The 16571-nt window shown below is 37.7% G+C and carries 21 protein-coding genes and 1 tRNA gene; 11 read left to right on the forward strand and 11 right to left on the reverse strand.

Translation table 11 applies throughout. The features are described from left to right. Positions 1–64 precede the first annotated feature (64 nt). The 4 genes from PVK63_RS11580 to PVK63_RS11595 all read right to left on the reverse strand — a co-directional run bounded on the left by PVK63_RS11580 (position 65) and on the right by PVK63_RS11595 (position 3842). A complete protein-coding gene (locus tag PVK63_RS11580; protein ID WP_130086925.1) occupies positions 65–1312 on the reverse strand; it encodes a restriction endonuclease subunit S in 1248 nt (415 codons plus the stop codon). Continuing rightward, entirely contained in the window at positions 1309–2907 is a 1599-nt protein-coding gene (locus tag PVK63_RS11585; protein WP_130086924.1) for a type I restriction-modification system subunit M, read from the reverse strand. Before PVK63_RS11585 ends, PVK63_RS11580 begins: the two co-directional genes overlap by 4 nt. A gap of 194 nt (positions 2908–3101) precedes the next feature. Then, complete coding sequence (locus PVK63_RS11590) at positions 3102–3557, reverse strand: ribonuclease HI (RefSeq protein WP_130086923.1); 456 nt, start codon at positions 3555–3557, stop codon at positions 3102–3104. A gap of 93 nt (positions 3558–3650) precedes the next feature. Then, positions 3651–3842, reverse strand: a complete 192-nt coding sequence (locus tag PVK63_RS11595; RefSeq protein WP_063647114.1) for an AlpA family transcriptional regulator — start codon at positions 3840–3842, stop codon at positions 3651–3653. A 169-nt stretch (positions 3843–4011) separates the two neighbouring features. Here PVK63_RS11595 and radC point away from each other — a divergent pair, with 169 nt between their 5' ends. From radC to PVK63_RS11635, 8 genes are all read left to right on the forward strand, one after another. Beyond that, a complete protein-coding gene (radC, locus tag PVK63_RS11600; protein ID WP_130086922.1) occupies positions 4012–4479 on the forward strand; it encodes a RadC family protein in 468 nt (155 codons plus the stop codon). Then, positions 4479–4922 (forward strand): DUF2787 domain-containing protein, encoded by a 444-nt coding sequence (locus PVK63_RS11605; protein ID WP_130086921.1) that lies wholly within the window; start codon positions 4479–4481, stop codon positions 4920–4922. The genes radC and PVK63_RS11605 overlap by 1 nt, the downstream gene beginning before the upstream one ends. A gap of 64 nt (positions 4923–4986) precedes the next feature. Further along, on the forward strand, positions 4987–5454 hold the full coding sequence (locus PVK63_RS11610; protein ID WP_130086920.1) for a DUF2787 domain-containing protein: 468 nt from the start codon (positions 4987–4989) through the stop codon (positions 5452–5454). Positions 5455–5544: 90 nt separating this feature from the next. Continuing rightward, positions 5545–6435, forward strand: a complete 891-nt coding sequence (locus PVK63_RS11615; RefSeq protein WP_130086919.1) for an LPD25 domain-containing protein — start codon at positions 5545–5547, stop codon at positions 6433–6435. A gap of 126 nt (positions 6436–6561) precedes the next feature. Then, complete coding sequence (locus PVK63_RS11620; protein ID WP_165371187.1) at positions 6562–6732, forward strand: hypothetical protein; 171 nt, start codon at positions 6562–6564, stop codon at positions 6730–6732. A gap of 17 nt (positions 6733–6749) precedes the next feature. Beyond that, on the forward strand, positions 6750–7451 hold the full coding sequence (locus PVK63_RS11625) for a hypothetical protein (RefSeq protein ID WP_130086918.1): 702 nt from the start codon (positions 6750–6752) through the stop codon (positions 7449–7451). Positions 7452–7481: 30 nt separating this feature from the next. Further along, the gene (locus tag PVK63_RS11630) at positions 7482–7838 is read left to right on the forward strand and encodes a hypothetical protein (protein WP_130086917.1); all 357 of its coding nucleotides are present in this window, start codon (positions 7482–7484) and stop codon (positions 7836–7838) included. A gap of 77 nt (positions 7839–7915) precedes the next feature. Beyond that, positions 7916–8347: a hypothetical protein gene (locus PVK63_RS11635; RefSeq protein ID WP_130086916.1), complete on the forward strand. Its 432-nt coding sequence runs from the start codon at positions 7916–7918 to the stop codon at positions 8345–8347. Between the two features lie 35 nt (positions 8348–8382). Here the strand turns inward: PVK63_RS11635 and PVK63_RS11640 are convergent, their stop codons facing one another. Together PVK63_RS11640 and PVK63_RS11645 are read right to left on the reverse strand one after the other, a co-directional pair. After that, the gene (locus PVK63_RS11640) at positions 8383–9318 is read right to left on the reverse strand and encodes a DUF4339 domain-containing protein (RefSeq protein ID WP_130086915.1); all 936 of its coding nucleotides are present in this window, start codon (positions 9316–9318) and stop codon (positions 8383–8385) included. A gap of 267 nt (positions 9319–9585) precedes the next feature. Then, entirely contained in the window at positions 9586–10047 is a 462-nt protein-coding gene (locus PVK63_RS11645) for a chemotaxis protein CheX (RefSeq protein WP_130086914.1), read from the reverse strand. A gap of 234 nt (positions 10048–10281) precedes the next feature. Here PVK63_RS11645 and PVK63_RS11650 point away from each other — a divergent pair, with 234 nt between their 5' ends. Then, on the forward strand, positions 10282–10494 hold the full coding sequence (locus PVK63_RS11650) for a hypothetical protein (protein WP_130086913.1): 213 nt from the start codon (positions 10282–10284) through the stop codon (positions 10492–10494). An 11-nt stretch (positions 10495–10505) separates the two neighbouring features. Here the strand turns inward: PVK63_RS11650 and PVK63_RS11655 are convergent, their stop codons facing one another. From PVK63_RS11655 to PVK63_RS11665, 3 genes are all read right to left on the reverse strand, one after another. Further along, complete coding sequence (locus PVK63_RS11655) at positions 10506–10670, reverse strand: hypothetical protein (protein ID WP_165371186.1); 165 nt, start codon at positions 10668–10670, stop codon at positions 10506–10508. A gap of 136 nt (positions 10671–10806) precedes the next feature. Then, positions 10807–11445, reverse strand: coding sequence for an inovirus Gp2 family protein (locus tag PVK63_RS11660; RefSeq protein ID WP_130086912.1), 639 nt, complete (start codon positions 11443–11445; stop codon positions 10807–10809). A gap of 297 nt (positions 11446–11742) precedes the next feature. Continuing rightward, positions 11743–13098 (reverse strand): hypothetical protein, encoded by a 1356-nt coding sequence (locus PVK63_RS11665; RefSeq protein WP_165371185.1) that lies wholly within the window; start codon positions 13096–13098, stop codon positions 11743–11745. Between the two features lie 214 nt (positions 13099–13312). Here PVK63_RS11665 and PVK63_RS11670 point away from each other — a divergent pair, with 214 nt between their 5' ends. Further along, positions 13313–14152: a hypothetical protein gene (locus tag PVK63_RS11670; protein ID WP_130086910.1), complete on the forward strand. Its 840-nt coding sequence runs from the start codon at positions 13313–13315 to the stop codon at positions 14150–14152. 240 nt (positions 14153–14392) lie between these two features. Here PVK63_RS11670 and PVK63_RS11675 read toward each other — a convergent pair whose 3' ends face one another. Both PVK63_RS11675 and PVK63_RS11680 read right to left on the reverse strand, forming a co-directional pair. Further along, positions 14393–15637 (reverse strand): tyrosine-type recombinase/integrase, encoded by a 1245-nt coding sequence (locus tag PVK63_RS11675; protein ID WP_130086909.1) that lies wholly within the window; start codon positions 15635–15637, stop codon positions 14393–14395. 156 nt (positions 15638–15793) lie between these two features. Further along, positions 15794–15878, reverse strand: a tRNA-Leu gene (locus PVK63_RS11680). 179 nt (positions 15879–16057) lie between these two features. Here PVK63_RS11680 and PVK63_RS11685 point away from each other — a divergent pair. Beyond that, positions 16058–16522 carry an RDD family protein gene (locus PVK63_RS11685; RefSeq protein WP_165371184.1) on the forward strand — a complete coding sequence of 155 codons (465 nt, stop codon included), beginning with the start codon at positions 16058–16060 and terminating at the stop codon, positions 16520–16522. Positions 16523–16571 lie beyond the last annotated feature (49 nt).

The following is a 16571-nucleotide window of genomic DNA, read 5'->3' on the forward strand; positions in this document are numbered from 1 at the left end:
CGTTATTCTCTATAGTAAGGGCAAGCCATCAAGCTCACCCTTTAGTTACTTTTATTGTGTAGCCCTACACAAACATCTGCTGTAATAAGCCTTTTTTGAATTGCTTGGTTTGTTCTACTTGTTGCGTTACTGCGTCAATCTTCTTGTCGATAGATTGTAAGAACTGAGCAATTTTTTGTTGTTCTGCTTCATGAGGAAAAGGTACTGTAACTTGATAGAAATCCTTCTCTCCAATATTCAATAATCCATCCATTCTGGCGGAAGACGAAATCAATCGTCTCAACTGTCTATCAAGATATTTCAGACCAAACAATTGCTCATAAAAATCAGGCACACCTTTCTCTAATCCGAAGCTACGATATACAAATGGGACAAGAGCTTCGGAATCATTTAATAAATAGATACATCCGTATGTATAACTTTTAGAGTTTCCGCGATTATAAGCAAACTCTCCCTTTTTTAAATGAGTATATTTATCCAAACTCGTACCAGCAATAACCTGACTGAACCTTTCCTTTTGATGCAAAAAACCTTTCCCAGCAGAAATAGTCATTACATTTTCAATAACCACTTTCGCTTTACGTTTAATTGGTTTAGCTATATCAGCCAAGCGAAACACTTCCCACTCAGGAAACACTTTACCATCTTCATCTTTAAAGCGAAGCTGCTGACTAAATATCTGCTGCATTACGCCTTTTTTGTATTCTTTTAAAAGACGATGCTTTTCTGTTAGTTGACTGATTCTGCTATCAACTGACGTTAGGAAAGAGGCTATTTTAGTCTGCTCCTCAAAACTCGGATAACTTAATTTATAATCATCGATTTGCTTCTTACTTATATGTGGTATAGCTGAACTAGTGTTAACAATATCTACATATCGCTGAAATTTCGCAGAAGTGATATGCTGATATATGTACTTTATTGAAGTTCCTTTTTTAGGGCGAAGCCTAGCTACTCGCTGCACTAATAATGATCCAGAATCTTCTGCATTAATTAAAGCTACATTTTTTCCTACTTTAGAACCATCCATTCCGATGACTAAATCATTTTCTTGTAGAAAATATTTTTCTATTTTTGATACGCTTCCATTGTAAAATCTATCAATCTTTACTGAGTGTCTAATTCGACCCTCAGTAATATTAATACCTCGCATTAATTTATAGCCTTCACTACTTTCTGATATATCATGGCTTTTAAATGCGTAACCATTCAGTTGTTCTGTATGCATACCAACATTTGATATCACCCATGAAGAATAGTCACTCTCATTATCATCTTTAAAGCGTAAACTCGGAGTTAATACAGTCTTCATCCCTTCACCTCAAACGGTGCATCAATACCCAACTCAGCACAAAAATCAGCAATCGTCTTATCTGTCTCTAACATGGTTTCATCGTTATCAACTAACTGTTTGGCTACGGCTGCTAAATCGACGACTTCCTCTTCTTCAAAGGTATCAACATAGCGAGGAATATTAAGGTTGTAATCATTCTCTTTTAATTCAGCTTGTGTGGCGATATGAGCGAATTTCTTTAACTCTTCTTCTGATAAGTTTTCACGCTTCGTCACTGCATTTAAAATGCGTTCTAAATCCGACTCACGGATAACGTTATTGTTTGTGCCTTTCTCAAAGTGATTACTCGCATCAATAAACAATACATTATCATCATGCTTACGGTTCTTTTTAAGCACCAGAACACACGTAGGGATAGACGTACCAAAGAAGATATTAGCTGGTAGACCAATCACCATATCTAGGTAGTTTTTCTCAGCAATTAAATGCTTACGAATATGCCCTTCTGCTGCACCACGGAATAACACACCATGAGGCAATACTACTGCCATTGTGCCGTTGTCATCTAATTGATGAACCATGTGTTGAACAAAAGCAAAATCCGCTTTGCCTTTAGGGGCTAACTTGCCGTAATCCGCAAAACGCACGTTGTTTAGATGCAATGGGTTTGCTGACCAATCCGCAGAGAACGGAGGGTTGGCAACGACCGCATCAAAACGGTCCTCAATATGTTGAGGGTCTTCTAGTGTGTCATCATTTTGAATATCGAAACGGTTGTAATGAACATCGTGCATTATCATGTTCATGCGAGCTAAATTGTAGGTGCTTGGGTTTTGCTCTTGTCCGTAGAATTGTAAATCTTCGTTGTTGGCTTCTTTCGCTACACGCAAAAGTAATGAGCCTGAGCCACACGTAGGGTCATACACTGATTTGAGTTTAGGATTATTAAGCGTGACTAACTTAGCCAGTAATTTAGACACCATTTGAGGGGTATAGAACTCCCCTGCTTTTTTACCTGCACCACTGGCAAACATACCAATCAAGTATTCATACGCATCACCTAGAATATCAATTTCACTGCTTTCTAAGTGGAAATCAATATTGTCTAAATGCTTGAGTACTTGAGAGATAAGCTTGTTACGTGCATCAGGGGTTTTGCCTAGCTTGTTTGAGGTTAAATCCAAATCATCAAACAGGCCGTTAAAGTCTTCTGCACTGTCTGCACCCATTGTGCTATTTTCAATGTTGTTCAGTACTTGGGTAACATCATCAAGAATAAACTCACCGTCTTCACCTGCTTTAGCGATAACGTGGAATAACTCAGACGGTGTAAAGAAATAACCAAGTTTATCTAACGCTTCTTCTTTTACGGCTTCTAGGATTTCTTTACCATCTTCTGTGGTGGCATTCACATTCGCAAAAATAACGCCATCTTCTGACAATATTTCATCTGCGTATTTGTTGAGTTTGTCTGATAGGTATTTGTAGAAGATTAAACCGAGAATGTAATCACGAAAATCATCCGCTGACATATTGCCACGTAGAGTATTGGCAATGTTCCAAAGCTGTTTTTTAAGCTCTTGCTGATGTTGTTGTACGTTGGTTTCTGTCATGAGATTTAAGGCTCTTTAATGATAACTCGATGCAATGAATGTTCATTGCTAAATAATGCCGAGATTCTACCAATAAGTAGCCCTTTATAGCTAATGTTCTTCTGTTACGTTGCCGAGGGTTTCACAATAGCGATAATAAATAAACGACACACGTATAAAATTTTTATTAGTGTCGTTTATCCATTTCTTTTTATTTATTCATCATCACCGTATGCTGCCATTGATGCCAACGCATCCGCCTCTTCATTCCCTTCAATACCACTGTGCGCTTTCACCTTAACCACCTCTACATACTTCTCGCTACGCAGTTCATCCACTTGTTGCCACAAATGACGATAAGCCACTGGCTTTTTATTTGCTTTACGCCACCCCTTAGCTTTCCAACCATCAAGCCATTCGTTGTAGCCTTTTACACAAAACTCACTGTCTGAATAAATGATGTCGCCATCAGCGGCATATTCTAATCCTTCGACTAATGCCATGAGTTCTAGCTCTGCATTGTCTGTTGCTCTATTTACTGTAATTGAGTATGAATCGATTAAATCATCGTCTTCATCGTATACCGTAATACCGATACCGCCTTTCATGCAACCACCTTGATTGTTTGGTGCTGCGCCATCGACGTAAATTGAGTAAGTATTTGTGCTCATGGGGTTCTTCCTTATTTGGATTTGCTGGCCTTAGTAGACCAGCCTTAATTAATTCTTAAGTGGTGTGGTGGATTAGTTCTTGGGGAGGATTGCTTAGGCTTGTTTCTCATCACGTTGGCTTAGGCGTTCATGCATCCATTCTTCAACTTCGCTTTCTACCCATGCTACGGCTCTATCGCCTAACGACACGCTTTTAGGGAATCGGTTTTCTTCCATGAATTTGTAAATGCTTGAGCGACCTAATGCCGTTAATGCCATGACTTCTTTTAGTTTTAAAAAACGCATGATGGTTATCCTTTGAGTTATAAGTTCAAAAGATTCCTCTCCAAAATACTTTTTTATTTTGGGTACGCTTTCCCTGCCTCATCGACCTCTATCCACCACGTTTCCAAATAATTTCAATCACATATTACCTCCTTGTATATACCTATCTATTCTTTCAAGGAGTTCCATTATGCATTCAACCGATTACGTCACCACCGCCCCTATGACGGCCTTACAAGTCTTTGAGAAAGCCGCTGAGTTACTTGAACACCAATACAAACGTGAGCAGTCATTCACTAACCCTGAGCACACCAAACGTTATCTATCGATGAAATTAGGCCATCAAGAGCGTGAAGTGTTTGCAGTACTGTTTTTAGATAACCAACATCAACTGATGAGCTATCAAGAGCTGTTCTATGGGACGGTGGATTCTGCCAGCGTATATCCTCGTGAAGTCGCAAAGGCGGCATTACAAGCCAATGCCGCTGCGGTGATATTTGCTCATAACCACCCTTCAGGTATTGCTGAACCATCAGAATGCGATAAACGCATTACGACTCGATTAGTGGATGCATTGAAGCTATTGGATATCAGAGTGCTTGATCATGTGGTGGTTGGCTCACCTTGCGTCTCTTTTGCTGAACGAGGGCTTATCTAATGAAAAGAGAAGTAGTGGTTCACGGTAAAGACTTAGCCTTACCAATAAATCTGCATCGTCACCTTGAAGTGGTACTCGATAGCTTTTCCCTTCGTACTGATATCAATCGACTGTCTGTAAATTTTAGAGACACCAGTTATTACCATCGTCGAGAAGGATTGCACCCTGTAGAAATGCGCTTTGAGCGAGACGAAGATAATCGTCACATTTGGAAATTGGTGTTTATTGCCAGCTTTTCTTATCCAGATGAACACAGCCCAAACGTTGCACCTGAGCTGTATTTCAATTTTAAACGTGGTTGGTTCTATCAACCAGACATTCAAGGCTGTGAGCTTGCAAGGCCGCAAGTCATCGACCTATTTACTTCATGGGCACTCGCCTTTTGTCGTCAACTACGAAACCAACACTTTGATGACATTTCAGCTAACGAGATACGCACTTAATCCCATCCAACCTTAATTCGTTTTACCAAACTATTATCTTATTTCAATCATAGGAGGACACACCGTGTCTGAATTACAAACCATCATTACCACCACTACTCTTATTCCTACGCTATTGCCAGTATCAAACAAGCTGAACCAGTGCCTTATTAATGCGCTTAATCAACGCCCTGAATTACATTCTGGCTTAGAGGAAACAAACATTGTCATCTTCAACTTTCGAGATAAAAGCTACAGTGCTGAAAACGGTGGTTTCCATCCTGTTGAGATTGCCTTAACCAAAGAAGCCGATAACACATGGCAATTCGCCTACATCACTGACTTTGCCTTTGTGGGTAATCACTATCCAGAGTTAGCTAAAGAATTAGATTTTGATTTTCTTAGTGGTGAATGGTTTGCCAGCTACTTAGGGGATTATTCATCCATTAAAAACAATGCGAATGCCGCTGAACTGTACCGCTTATGGGAGCATAACTTTCTGGCTTATGCCTCTATGGGGATGTATGACGAAATAGAAATCAACGTATCTTAATCACCTTCCTTTCACTTCAATACCACACACATCATGCCGCAGCCTTTTGGTTGCGGTTTTTTTATGCCTAAAAATCAGGATAACGAAATCATGAATAAACAAATAATCCCTCCCCTTAATCCCTTCTCTGTCTTAGTCAATTGGTCTGAATCCAATGAGTTCAATGAAGGCCAGTTGTATGACTTCATGGACTTTGAGCGTAAAGCATTGGACGTCGCTAAACAAAACCCATTAGGCGGTTACGACAAAACCAATGTCACCGTGACGTTTGAAAATGGGGATGAACACCAATGTCGATTAGATTTAGGTTGTGGTGGCAATGACACAGGCTTTGCTGATCATTGTCTTAGCACACTTGAATATCATGAGAAACATCACCTCAATGCGGATAAGCCGTGGTTACGTAATGATGCCAATCATCAGCAATTAATCTCTCTTATTAGAACCTATCGTTTTGATACTGAGTTTGTAATTGACGCTCGAATTCAAACCATCAAAGCCACTGAACTTGCCAAGCAACAAGAACGAGATAAAGAGCAAGCCAAACGTGAGCAAGAAGAAAAAGAATCGCAAACCCACCAAGCCAATGAAAAGGCATTTCAAGCGGCTCTAGTGATCCCTGAATGGGCGAAAGGCGTGATCGTAGCCACTTACACCGAATACGATAAAGAACGCAGTGAGCCGTATTCAGGAGAGCATCATACTAAAACCCTTCGCACTATTATTTTAGCGTGGTCACCCCATACCAAACGATTATTTCCAGAGTTACGTAAAGCCTGTTTGAATCACTCTGATACGGTATTTCTAAACGACAAAGAGCAAAGCTGTGAGCACCGTAATAACTACGGTATAGGGCAAGGCTCAGGCTTAACGGATGTGGATTATCTTTATCATGGTTGGTGCGTGGAGAAAATCACCTTTGGAACGTATCGCAGTAAATCACAGTACGTGCCATTGGGAGAGATGAATATTCCTGAATGAAACGCATAAAAACAACGAGGAGGCTAAACGGCCTCCTCTCTTATTTTATCGATTAAAACCGCATTGGACGCTTGATGCCCAATGGCTATTTACACTCTAGGGAACGTTATTATTTGAGTCATCACTATGCCAGCTATCAATCGAAACACCATCCAAATCAAACTCATTCATGAGCTATTTGAATTAATCAAAACCAGTGCATCAACACAAACTAAAGAGATAGCTACGGATGAACTACTCAGACGTGGTTATACCCTTGATGACATCAACCTCATTGCTAATTCAGATAATCAGTAATCACTGAGCATTTACCCATGACGAAACAAACACGCTTTAGTACTCAAGAGCACTTGTCTGTTGTGTTTGAGATATATCAGCTCGTTCCTCATCACTTTAAGACCACCACCAGAGAAATTAGAAACCAATTAATTGAAAGGGATATACATCGTGATACGCGCACCATACAGCGCAATCTCAATATATTGGTGGATCTTAACTTGATTGAGAAAGATGACCGCAGCAAACCTTATGGTTATCAAAACAGATTACACCACCACGCTATACCACCAAGGGACGCACTTATCTTTCAGTTAGCGAATGAGCATTTCATTCACCTAACACCAGCAAGTCTTTTAAAAGCATTACAGAATCGATTTGAAGACGCTCGACGTTCTCTGTCTTCAATAGCGAGTACCACTAAAGAAAGACAATGGCTTAAAAAGATAAGCAGTCAATTACCAGACCAAACCCATGAGGATAACTTTCAAAAAATAAACACGGCTCTTTATCACAATCATTGGCTTACCTTGCATCTGCATGAAACCGCAGCCTTGTATGTCATGCCGCTAGGATTAATTCACCACCACTCACAAATTGAATTAGTCATAGGGCAATACATCAATGAGCAATTAGAAACTCAAGTCATAGCCATTGAACACATCAACACCGTGAGCGTATCAACGTTCACCTTTGAATACCCATCCACCTTCAATGTGAACTCACATTGGAAAAAATAATATAATCAATACCATTAAGGAATAAACACCATGAAAAAGGCACTTATCACACTCGCATTAATCGCAAGTACCTTTACGACTCAAGCATTAGCTGAATCTGCACCAATGGATATTTCAGTAGAAACACTTCCAGCTCAACACAACATTAAAGTAACAGCTCTTGCTAATAATCTAAAGGTGACAGGTATTGTAATGAACCGTGGTAACTGTGACGTGAAGCTGGCTCAAACGCGCTTACAAGTAATCCAAAACAAACCACGCCCACGTTACCCTGTTTCTCTAAACTATGGACAAAGTACCATTGCTTACGCATTAACCTATCAATGTGACGTTCGTGAAGTTACCGTTCAAAGTAATCAAGGTGATTGGACGTGGACATTTAACTAATTCAAACTATTACCAAAAAACCAACGGCACACTTCAAAGGAGGTGTGCTGTTTTATTTTCAATTGGAGTTATTCATCATGTCATTTGCCGTTTTAATTATTTTCGCATTATTCTTAAATCAGATTAACAATTTACCAATAACAAAAGGGGCATTTAGCCTAAAGGCAACATTCTGGGGATTTGGGGTTCTAGGTAGCGTATTGCTGTATGGGATTAGTATTTGGTTCTTCATGGATAAACTCAATACAAGTACCTTAGAGTATCAAGTTAATTCGGCACTCACTACGGTACTATCTGTTTGGCCTGTTTATGCTTACATTGCTTTACGTGGCATTTGGAATGCATCAAAAAACTCAGGAGTATTGGCAAAATTAGCGGCTCGTTATTTTTCCATTTTCTTTGTATCAATAATCATAGGCTGTGCACTAATCCTTAAGTTTCAATACGCAGCAGCATTAATCATTATTCTGATTATGAAAAAACAGAGAGCTAAAAAGCTCCCTGCTTAGGTGTCAACGAGAGGAGGCTTGGCTTCCTCTTTTTTTTAGTTATATGTCAATCTAAATGGCTCAGAGCTACACTGCGCTGCCGCCATACCTTCTGCATCATTATTACCTTGCACATAACAGTAACCCCCATCTTGCGCTGATTTAAGGTAGCTATAGTCACATCCATTAGAGCCGCACAGATTAGAGTAAGAAATTCGATAAGTAACATTATCAAGCATGGCAACACTAATGTGCCCTGTCATTGCGGCATCGGTATTCGTGGTGTTCAGATACATTTCTAACTCAATGGTATTCAAATCCATCCCATCAACTTGAGCGTTAGATTGTGGCTGGTAGCTATATGAATCATTATCATCAAAGTACCCATCACCATGTAATGCAATTACCGCAGACGCTATCAGATTACAAACTAACGATAAAACGATTAGCCCTATCGTCCACTTCCATTGCTTACCCATACGGTCATGAATATAACAAGGAGCAAATAACCACCACCAAGACCAGCCTGTGTAATTGGCTGATTTCTTAAATCGCCATAAGTCTTCTGCCCATGCTGCAAGGATGATTAATAACGAAATTACAGCCATACCCGATGTTGACCATAACCCAAACGCTTGCCAGCTATTGCCTTCAATCAGATAAGACGCAAGATACGTTGCAATGGCTGCAAAGGTAGGCGCATAGATAAAACGCCAAATACTCCCAAGCTTAGTACTAAAACTTTCTTCATTAGAATTAGGTGTTTGTAACGGTGGTGGTACATCATTGCTGCTTAGTGGTGGTGGCACATCTTCTAGGTATTGAACTAATTCACTTTTTTCTAGAGTTACCCATTCTGTCATTCCTTTTTTCCACACTTGAGTTCCTTGATGGATAACCCCTTGAGTAATCAATTCAATTATCTCAGTGGTAGATACACTCCCTTCCCTTTTTCCTTTAGATTCATAGAACCACATTGCTTGTTCACTCATTTTATTTACCTAACGTAATAACAATAAAAGAGAAACGTACAATCCGTAGGGGCATCAAGTGTCTCATACCGTATTAGTGGTATGAGTAATGATTTGTTTTGTGATAAGTAACTCAGAAACAAGGTGATATGGGACTTAGGAAGCTCACTATTTACATTTAAATCAAAAGCTGTAGAATCTCCCTCACATAATTAAAGAACCCCCTAAAGTTCTAGTCTGTGTGGAATTTGCATAATTTTAAGCCCCGTATCCGTTCGGGGCTTTTTTTTATTCAAACGAAATCTCAAGAAATACATGACCATAATCAGAGCTTAAAGGGATTAAGACAATCTTATCTTTCGATTGATGCCTAATTGTATGGTTCTCACCAGACACCACCATTGGGGTTGCCATGTCAAAATCAAACCCTTGCTCACTCAATAATCGTTTAGCTCCACCAGCGACCATATTTGTTATCTCACCGACCATATCAATCACATCAGCATCAATAGTTTGATGACTTTCTCCAACCATTTTCTTCATCGTCATTAACGCTAATTTCTTTTCAAACGTCACAGACAGCGAGCCTTTAAGATTAGGTGCAGTCAAGCCAATAAGACCAGACACATCCCCTTTAGCTTCCGCCCCTTTCTTTAACATGGGCTTTTTAGGCGTTAACTGAATGCTTGACATGGTTGATAACACATTCATTAGAGAGGTTAAAAAAGGATTGATAAATTCAGCTTTCATGATTCTTCTTTATTGTTAATAAATACAAGCAATCAGTATAACCCACTACCGCCTAAAAAGCTTATTAAGCCGCCTATTCCACGTATCGTGCATTTACATTTCATATTAATTACGTACAATGACCTCGCATATAAAAAGCCAACAAGTAATTTATTGTGCGACATGGAATTTGCATAATTTCAAGCTCAGGCTCTGCGTCCTGAGCTTTTTTTTATTTTAAATACAGGCACGACCATGAGTTCAACATTAGAAACCCCACTTTATAACGCAATCAAAGACGGTGAAAGGTTGCTCCCAAACATGCCACGTCGTTGGTTATCTAAATATGGCGCATTAAACCCTCGCTCTGATTTAGAATCTAAAAATGAACGACATTTAATCGAAACCTATCGAGCCTTACGAACCACCGCAGAACAACTGTTACCAGCGAAAAAAGCCTCTGATTAACATCGTCAATCCTACTCAGGTAGCGAGATTGTTTTTTGTTCATTTGGTTTCATGGTATGCGTTTGTTTTTCTATATCCCTAGTTGGTTGTTGAGTAAGAGCAAACTGCATTGCCAACCGCAACTCTTCTTGTTTTTTGATTTTCTTTCTATTGAAGAAATTTATTATTTTTATCATATTACCCACCTAGCCTTATGAATAACCTAAATAATAACCAAATCTATACATGAAGTATGTTAACGACCCTACATTCTAGTTAACAATTACAATTAGAAAGCTCGCTACGCCTCCTAATGATTTAGATAATATATTATTAACTAAAAGCCCTTTTTACGACAATACGAGGACTAGCACCAAATGACCGTACTCTAGATGAAATGACTTTGGTTCGTGCCTTACACAAGTAACTGGCTCGATACATCAATTCGTCTAACTGGTCTTCATAATCTAATGAATTACCATCAATGTAATAACTGCCATTCTTAGGGAAGTGTACTAATCCTGATTCACTCGCTACCGCTTCACCTAATGCACTAAACCATGCTTGCTGTATTCGATTAGCTAATGTTCCTACTACACGATAACTTCCTAATAAATGATAAGCGTCTTTGTTAAATAGCAATACTAAATGGTAATGTTCTAGTTCGTTCTCTGTACCTATTTCTCTCGCCCATACATAACGTAGGGTATTAGGGTAAATACGAGTGCCTAGCTTACTACGCTTACGCTCATGGGCTTTGAGTTGTGCTTTAAGTGAACTAATAAATCGAGTCATTAACCTAGAGTGATTAATTAACTCGTTATCAGGAAAGTGTAAATCCACTCTTAATGCAAAGATTCTAGTGTAATCGTCTAGCATATCCTGAACAGTATTATCTAAAGTGGTTAGGTATTGAGAATTTAAGCCTTCACCATTGTTATACAGTCGGTATGGGTATAGTTGATTAGTCATGTTGTTATTCCTTCAAAGTTAGTCTCAAAGGAATAATTGAGTAGATTATTTTTTATTGGTGATAAGGATTAGCGTTAATCAAATGGGTAATGGATATGTGTTGGTTAGGATTACTAATGAGTATGACTAGGAAGGTATCAGTAGGCAGTATGGTTAGTGTGTATTACTAAAGAACAATGGTATGTATTAAGAAAGAACATATATAATATTATATCCAACACTACACGATTGTTGTTACCTAAAGGATGTTAAGGGCATTAATCAAAAACACCCTAGGCATTCACAGGATAGCAGAAATCAAATCACTCTGACGTTAGGTATATCTTTCCTACTATAAGATTTAACACTGATAACATGACGAATATCATTAGCAACTAGCTTTTGTGAGTCGATTAAGTAAACCTTGAATTGATTCTTAACTAGCAGCGTTACTGTTACATGGTAACTGTCACCAACAGTACCATTCATCCTTGTACGGTTAAAAATTACATTGATACTGTCAGGCTTCTCAAATTTTGTAAAATGATGCACAAACAAACATTTCATTTTTATTGCTATGTATAAAGACTGCTGGATTAAAAAAACAACCAATCGATGAGCTTGAGACTCAAAGGATATATCATAGCTATCTTGATTATCTAACCATTGTTTAAATGATTCAGGGGTAACAATTACTTCCGCCTTAAACTTGTCTTCTGCTTTCTTTTTTTCTTCTATCCCTTTCTTACCTGTAAATGTAGCATCATCGAAAATAAAATACTCTCGATTAAAAGACATTGAAAAAAGGCTACTCCTTGTCAGTAATAACTCCATTCTTTCTCTCTTCAGAAAATTACATTTCTTTAAGTCTAAGCTATCCACGTCATCCCAGCATTCACTCAAAAGTACAGATATGATACTTTCACATTTATTAATAATTAAATTAGTGATCCCCATAGAAGCATTTACATCATCACCAAATAATGCAAATAGAGCATTCAAATCCTTATCTTTTGTTTTTCCATCAATATGCCTAACATACTGGATATCCCGAATAAAAATTTCCAATTGTTCTAAAACTGATGGGGCAAAAAGAGAAGTACTCGAAGCTTTCTCTTTCTTATCTGGATGATATTTTTCAGTTTTAATTTCCCCAAGATTTAAAAGATAATTATTAGGTGTTTTACCAAAAAGTTTCCGTCCAGTCCCTCCACTTTGACTAATGAAAACATACTCCATTTCACTTAATTTTTTCAACTGAGATTTTAAACGGTCAGAAGATATTCCACCCATCATTTTTCTAATTTTGGCTTTACTCAACCTCTCAACGGATCCTGAACTATCAGAGTGGATCAATAAAATAATTAAGAGCAATAAATTTGACACACTCAAGTCACATTCATTTTTAACACAGCCTAACTTAGACTTCTTTGTTAACAAATCAACAACTGTAAAACGATGAACATTGCCATACTGTCCGTTATCAAAATCAGAACTAAGCTTACTTAACGAGACTGAATCAAACTCACAATACCGTACTTTTGACCGTCTTATTTGGGCTAATTTATTTTTAGGTAACGACAAAAATTTCGAGACTTCCGAACAAACAGTCTTTGTCACGCCATACTTACTCACAAGCTGTTCTACTGAAATTTCTATTTCTTTACTTTCCACGCTATACTCATAGAGCAAGCACAGCAACAAAAAACACCCTTCAGGGCTAAGTTCCTCTATATCAGACAATATATACCTAACTAACCTGCAATCGAATTCCATATACACACCCCGTTAATAATTAATAATCAAATACTAGTTTTAATAGATACTAGTTAACCACAAAGGCTTGTATAATACCTAAAATAAGTTTTTTAAAAAGGAATATACAACAATGATTAACACACTAACTGACTTTAATTGGAACAATAAAGATGATAGATCATGGTTAACAACGTACTTCTTAGACAGTACTCGAAAACCAAAATCTGATATTTCAATACCTAGCATAAAAGGAATTAGAGAAGAAAAATCACAAGAACTGTTTGAGCTGTTTTTTGAGAAACTTCAACATGGTAGTGAAGACGATAAGAGGATCAGAAAAAATGTAATGTCTGCTTGGAGGAAGAAACTTAAACAACTTGAAAACTACAAACAGATTAACATCGAACTAACAAATGATGAATACGATAAGCTAATATCTTTAAAGAACCTCAAAGATAAAAAAGCTACCATCAAAGATACAATCCTTGATTTAATTTACAATGAATATGGTGAACATCAAGATATAAGACAGGAATTAGAGAAAGAACTCAGAAAAGAAATAACACAAGAAATGAGAAAGAAAGCACGAGCAGAAGTGCCAAAAAGAAGTGTTAAATCACCTGTAGAAATAGTGCCTATTTCTAATAACCATCGAGAAGAAAAAATCGAAGATAAGGCACAAATAGAAAGCCAAATAATTGAAAAGATAGAAGCTCTTAACAATGATACTAACGCTAGGTTTGAGAAGTTAGAATCTATGCTATCTGAAGCAATGAAGTCAAAAACAATAAAAGAAGAGACAGCCCCACTGACAGATCAAGTTCAAGATAAACAACTCATAGAAGAACCTCTTAACCTTGAAACTAAAGTATCACCAGAAAAAAAAGAAACTGACGAGAAAAACACACTATTTAATAGTGAAAGCCGAAGCGATTACTATTTTACCAAGTTGCAACTTTTAACGGATTAGAATCCTTATACCAAATTTATATACTAGGACGACCTTCCGCTTTAGAGTTCTGTAATATATGAAACCACATAAACATTCATCAAATTAGACTATAGGCACACAGTTAGGTACATCATCAATAATTAAACCGTTAATATGGCAATTAAATCAAAGGTTAACATACCTAATTAAAATGACCCCAGCGCAGCCGATTATAATTAGTCATAATCGGTTGCACTTTATGATCTCTATTACCAAATATTAACCATTAACAATACTCAAACCTTTATAGCCAACTTCTAAAATCTCTCCGGTTGACGCCCTCTCAATTCTCTCGCTCCACCACTGCATCATTGGTCTTCTACGCTCAAGATAATCTGTTCGATTGTATGCTCGTCGAATTTTATTTTCATCCTCATGAGCTAATGCAGCTTCAATTAAATCACCATCGAATCCCTGAGCGTTTAATGTTGTACTCGCTAAAGATCTTAATCCATGAGCCGTAGTACGATCTTTAAAGCCCATTCTTTTAAGTGCCATATTTGCTGTCTGAGGATTACTATGATCTTTTGGTGTTCTGTCAGCAGGAAAGATAAATTCTAAATGACTTGATATCGGTTTTACTATATCGAGTATTTCAAGCATCTGAGGTGTTAACGGTACAATATGCTCTCGTTTCATTTTCATTGTTCGAGAGGTAATAATCCATACTTTATTTTTTAAATCTATTTCTTTCCATCTTGCTTTTACAGCTTCTCCGGGACGAACCATCGTATGTAATTGCCACATAAGCAAACAGCGAGTCACTATTTTAGTATTACTAAGATTAATCTTCTTTACTAATTCAGGTAATTCTTCTGGTGTTAAAGCAGGATTATGAACCACTTTTTTTGTAGGATACAGTTTAGTTATATCAGCAAGAGGATTAAACTCTATAACTCCTGAAGCTACGCCTAATCGCATTACCTCATTGATGATAATACAAAGACGTTTCACCGTTTCGATCTTTCCATCATCAGCTATAGGATCAAGAATATTTTTAACTAGCATTGGTTTAATATCAGTCATTAAAAGAATTGATAAATGAGGTGATAAGTATTTAGTTAGTAATCTTTCACGCTTTATATATGTACTATGAAGAGTATTTTCTTTTTTTAATGAAAGCCATCTAGTCGATATGCTATCAAAAGTATGACCTAAAGCATCCCTAATTGAAGCTTCAGACTCTAACTTATGTAATTTAGGATCGATGCCATTTGCAACTAAAGACCTTGCTTCATCTCTCTGCCTTCTAGCTTGAGCTAATGTCACATCAGGATAACTACCAAAACTAATCTTAAACCGTTTTTTAGTAATAGGTACTACATAAGTAAAAAACCAAGACTTACCACCTGTAGGTCGAATACGTAATGCAAGACCATCACCATCATTTAAGGAGTACTCTTTATCTTTAGGCTTTGCTTGTTTAACTTGAGTATTTGTTAGTGGGGTTACTTTCTTTGCCATTAATTTATACCGCAATCAATATAGGGGTTACATTGAGGGTTACATAAATGTCTGGATTCCACAAGATAGCAATGAACGTCTATGGACAAGGATGCACGCTAAACCCTGATATATAAACGAAAAAAGGACGTCCTAGGACGTCCTTCTTCTTAAATATGGTACCGGTAGGCGGACTTGAACCGCCACTCCTTTCGGAAACGGATTTTGAATCCGTCGTGTATACCAATTTCACCATACCGGCTTTATCAGCATTGCTGCTTGATGTGATTGATTATACTCAGAGATGATCTTGGCGCAAGCTCTTTATTACTCTTAGTTTTTTGTTTGCTGAAATAATCAGCATTTATTTACAATCTGATTTTCATTTTTGCTTTCACTATCGTTATACTGCTGTCAGTTTTTTAATTTATGGAAGATAAAATGACAACACAAAAACAAGCGGGCTTTATGCGTCGCATGGGAGCTTGGTTCTACGATACATTAATCATCAGCGCTGTCATGATGCTAACTGGTGGCGCTATCGTCGCTACTCTTGAAATGCTTTATGGTGCAGGGATCATTAGTTATGGTGACTTTCCAGATGTAAGCTCTTATTTAAACCATGACCCATTATGGCGCAATCTTTACCCAATTACTCTTATCTCTATATTTGTAGGCTTCTTTGCATACTTTTGGTGTAAAGGCCAAACGCTTGGAATGCGTGCTTGGAAACTTCAAGTACAACAGCTTGATGGCTCGCCAATCACCCTAACTCAAGCGATTATTCGTATGTCGACTTCAGCTTTTGGTTTAGGCAATCTGCTTGTGTTTATCTCTAAAGACAATGCAGCTTTTCAAGATACTTGGGCAAAAACTCGTGTTATCGTTTTAGATAAAGCCGTATAAATAGTAAATCACAATACATATAAAAAAAGGAGGTACTCTGCGGTACCTC

The sequence above is a fragment of the Aliivibrio sp. S2TY2 genome (genome assembly GCF_028765525.1).
In the GTDB taxonomy this organism is placed as follows: domain Bacteria; phylum Pseudomonadota; class Gammaproteobacteria; order Enterobacterales; family Vibrionaceae; genus Aliivibrio; species Aliivibrio finisterrensis_A.

Bases quoted from the DNA above. Each gene is read 5' to 3' on its own strand.
- PVK63_RS11580 (WP_130086925.1), bottom strand. From the start codon at position 1,312: ATGAAGACTGTATTAACTCCGAGTTTACGCTTTAAAGATGATAATGAG.
- PVK63_RS11585 (WP_130086924.1), bottom strand. From the start codon at position 2,907: ATGACAGAAACCAACGTACAACAACATCAGCAAGAGCTTAAAAAACAG.
- PVK63_RS11590 (WP_130086923.1), bottom strand. From the start codon at position 3,557: ATGAGCACAAATACTTACTCAATTTACGTCGATGGCGCAGCACCAAAC.
- PVK63_RS11595 (WP_063647114.1), bottom strand. From the start codon at position 3,842: ATGCGTTTTTTAAAACTAAAAGAAGTCATGGCATTAACGGCATTAGGT.
- radC (WP_130086922.1), top strand. From the start codon at position 4,012: ATGCATTCAACCGATTACGTCACCACCGCCCCTATGACGGCCTTACAA.
- PVK63_RS11605 (WP_130086921.1), top strand. From the start codon at position 4,479: ATGAAAAGAGAAGTAGTGGTTCACGGTAAAGACTTAGCCTTACCAATA.
- PVK63_RS11615 (WP_130086919.1), top strand. From the start codon at position 5,545: ATGAATAAACAAATAATCCCTCCCCTTAATCCCTTCTCTGTCTTAGTC.
- PVK63_RS11620 (WP_165371187.1), top strand. From the start codon at position 6,562: ATGCCAGCTATCAATCGAAACACCATCCAAATCAAACTCATTCATGAG.
- PVK63_RS11625 (WP_130086918.1), top strand. From the start codon at position 6,750: ATGACGAAACAAACACGCTTTAGTACTCAAGAGCACTTGTCTGTTGTG.
- PVK63_RS11630 (WP_130086917.1), top strand. From the start codon at position 7,482: ATGAAAAAGGCACTTATCACACTCGCATTAATCGCAAGTACCTTTACG.
- PVK63_RS11635 (WP_130086916.1), top strand. From the start codon at position 7,916: ATGTCATTTGCCGTTTTAATTATTTTCGCATTATTCTTAAATCAGATT.
- PVK63_RS11640 (WP_130086915.1), bottom strand. From the start codon at position 9,318: ATGAGTGAACAAGCAATGTGGTTCTATGAATCTAAAGGAAAAAGGGAA.
- PVK63_RS11645 (WP_130086914.1), bottom strand. From the start codon at position 10,047: ATGAAAGCTGAATTTATCAATCCTTTTTTAACCTCTCTAATGAATGTG.
- PVK63_RS11650 (WP_130086913.1), top strand. From the start codon at position 10,282: ATGAGTTCAACATTAGAAACCCCACTTTATAACGCAATCAAAGACGGT.
- PVK63_RS11655 (WP_165371186.1), bottom strand. From the start codon at position 10,670: ATGATAAAAATAATAAATTTCTTCAATAGAAAGAAAATCAAAAAACAA.
- PVK63_RS11660 (WP_130086912.1), bottom strand. From the start codon at position 11,445: ATGACTAATCAACTATACCCATACCGACTGTATAACAATGGTGAAGGC.
- PVK63_RS11670 (WP_130086910.1), top strand. From the start codon at position 13,313: ATGATTAACACACTAACTGACTTTAATTGGAACAATAAAGATGATAGA.
- PVK63_RS11675 (WP_130086909.1), bottom strand. From the start codon at position 15,637: ATGGCAAAGAAAGTAACCCCACTAACAAATACTCAAGTTAAACAAGCA.
- PVK63_RS11685 (WP_165371184.1), top strand. From the start codon at position 16,058: ATGACAACACAAAAACAAGCGGGCTTTATGCGTCGCATGGGAGCTTGG.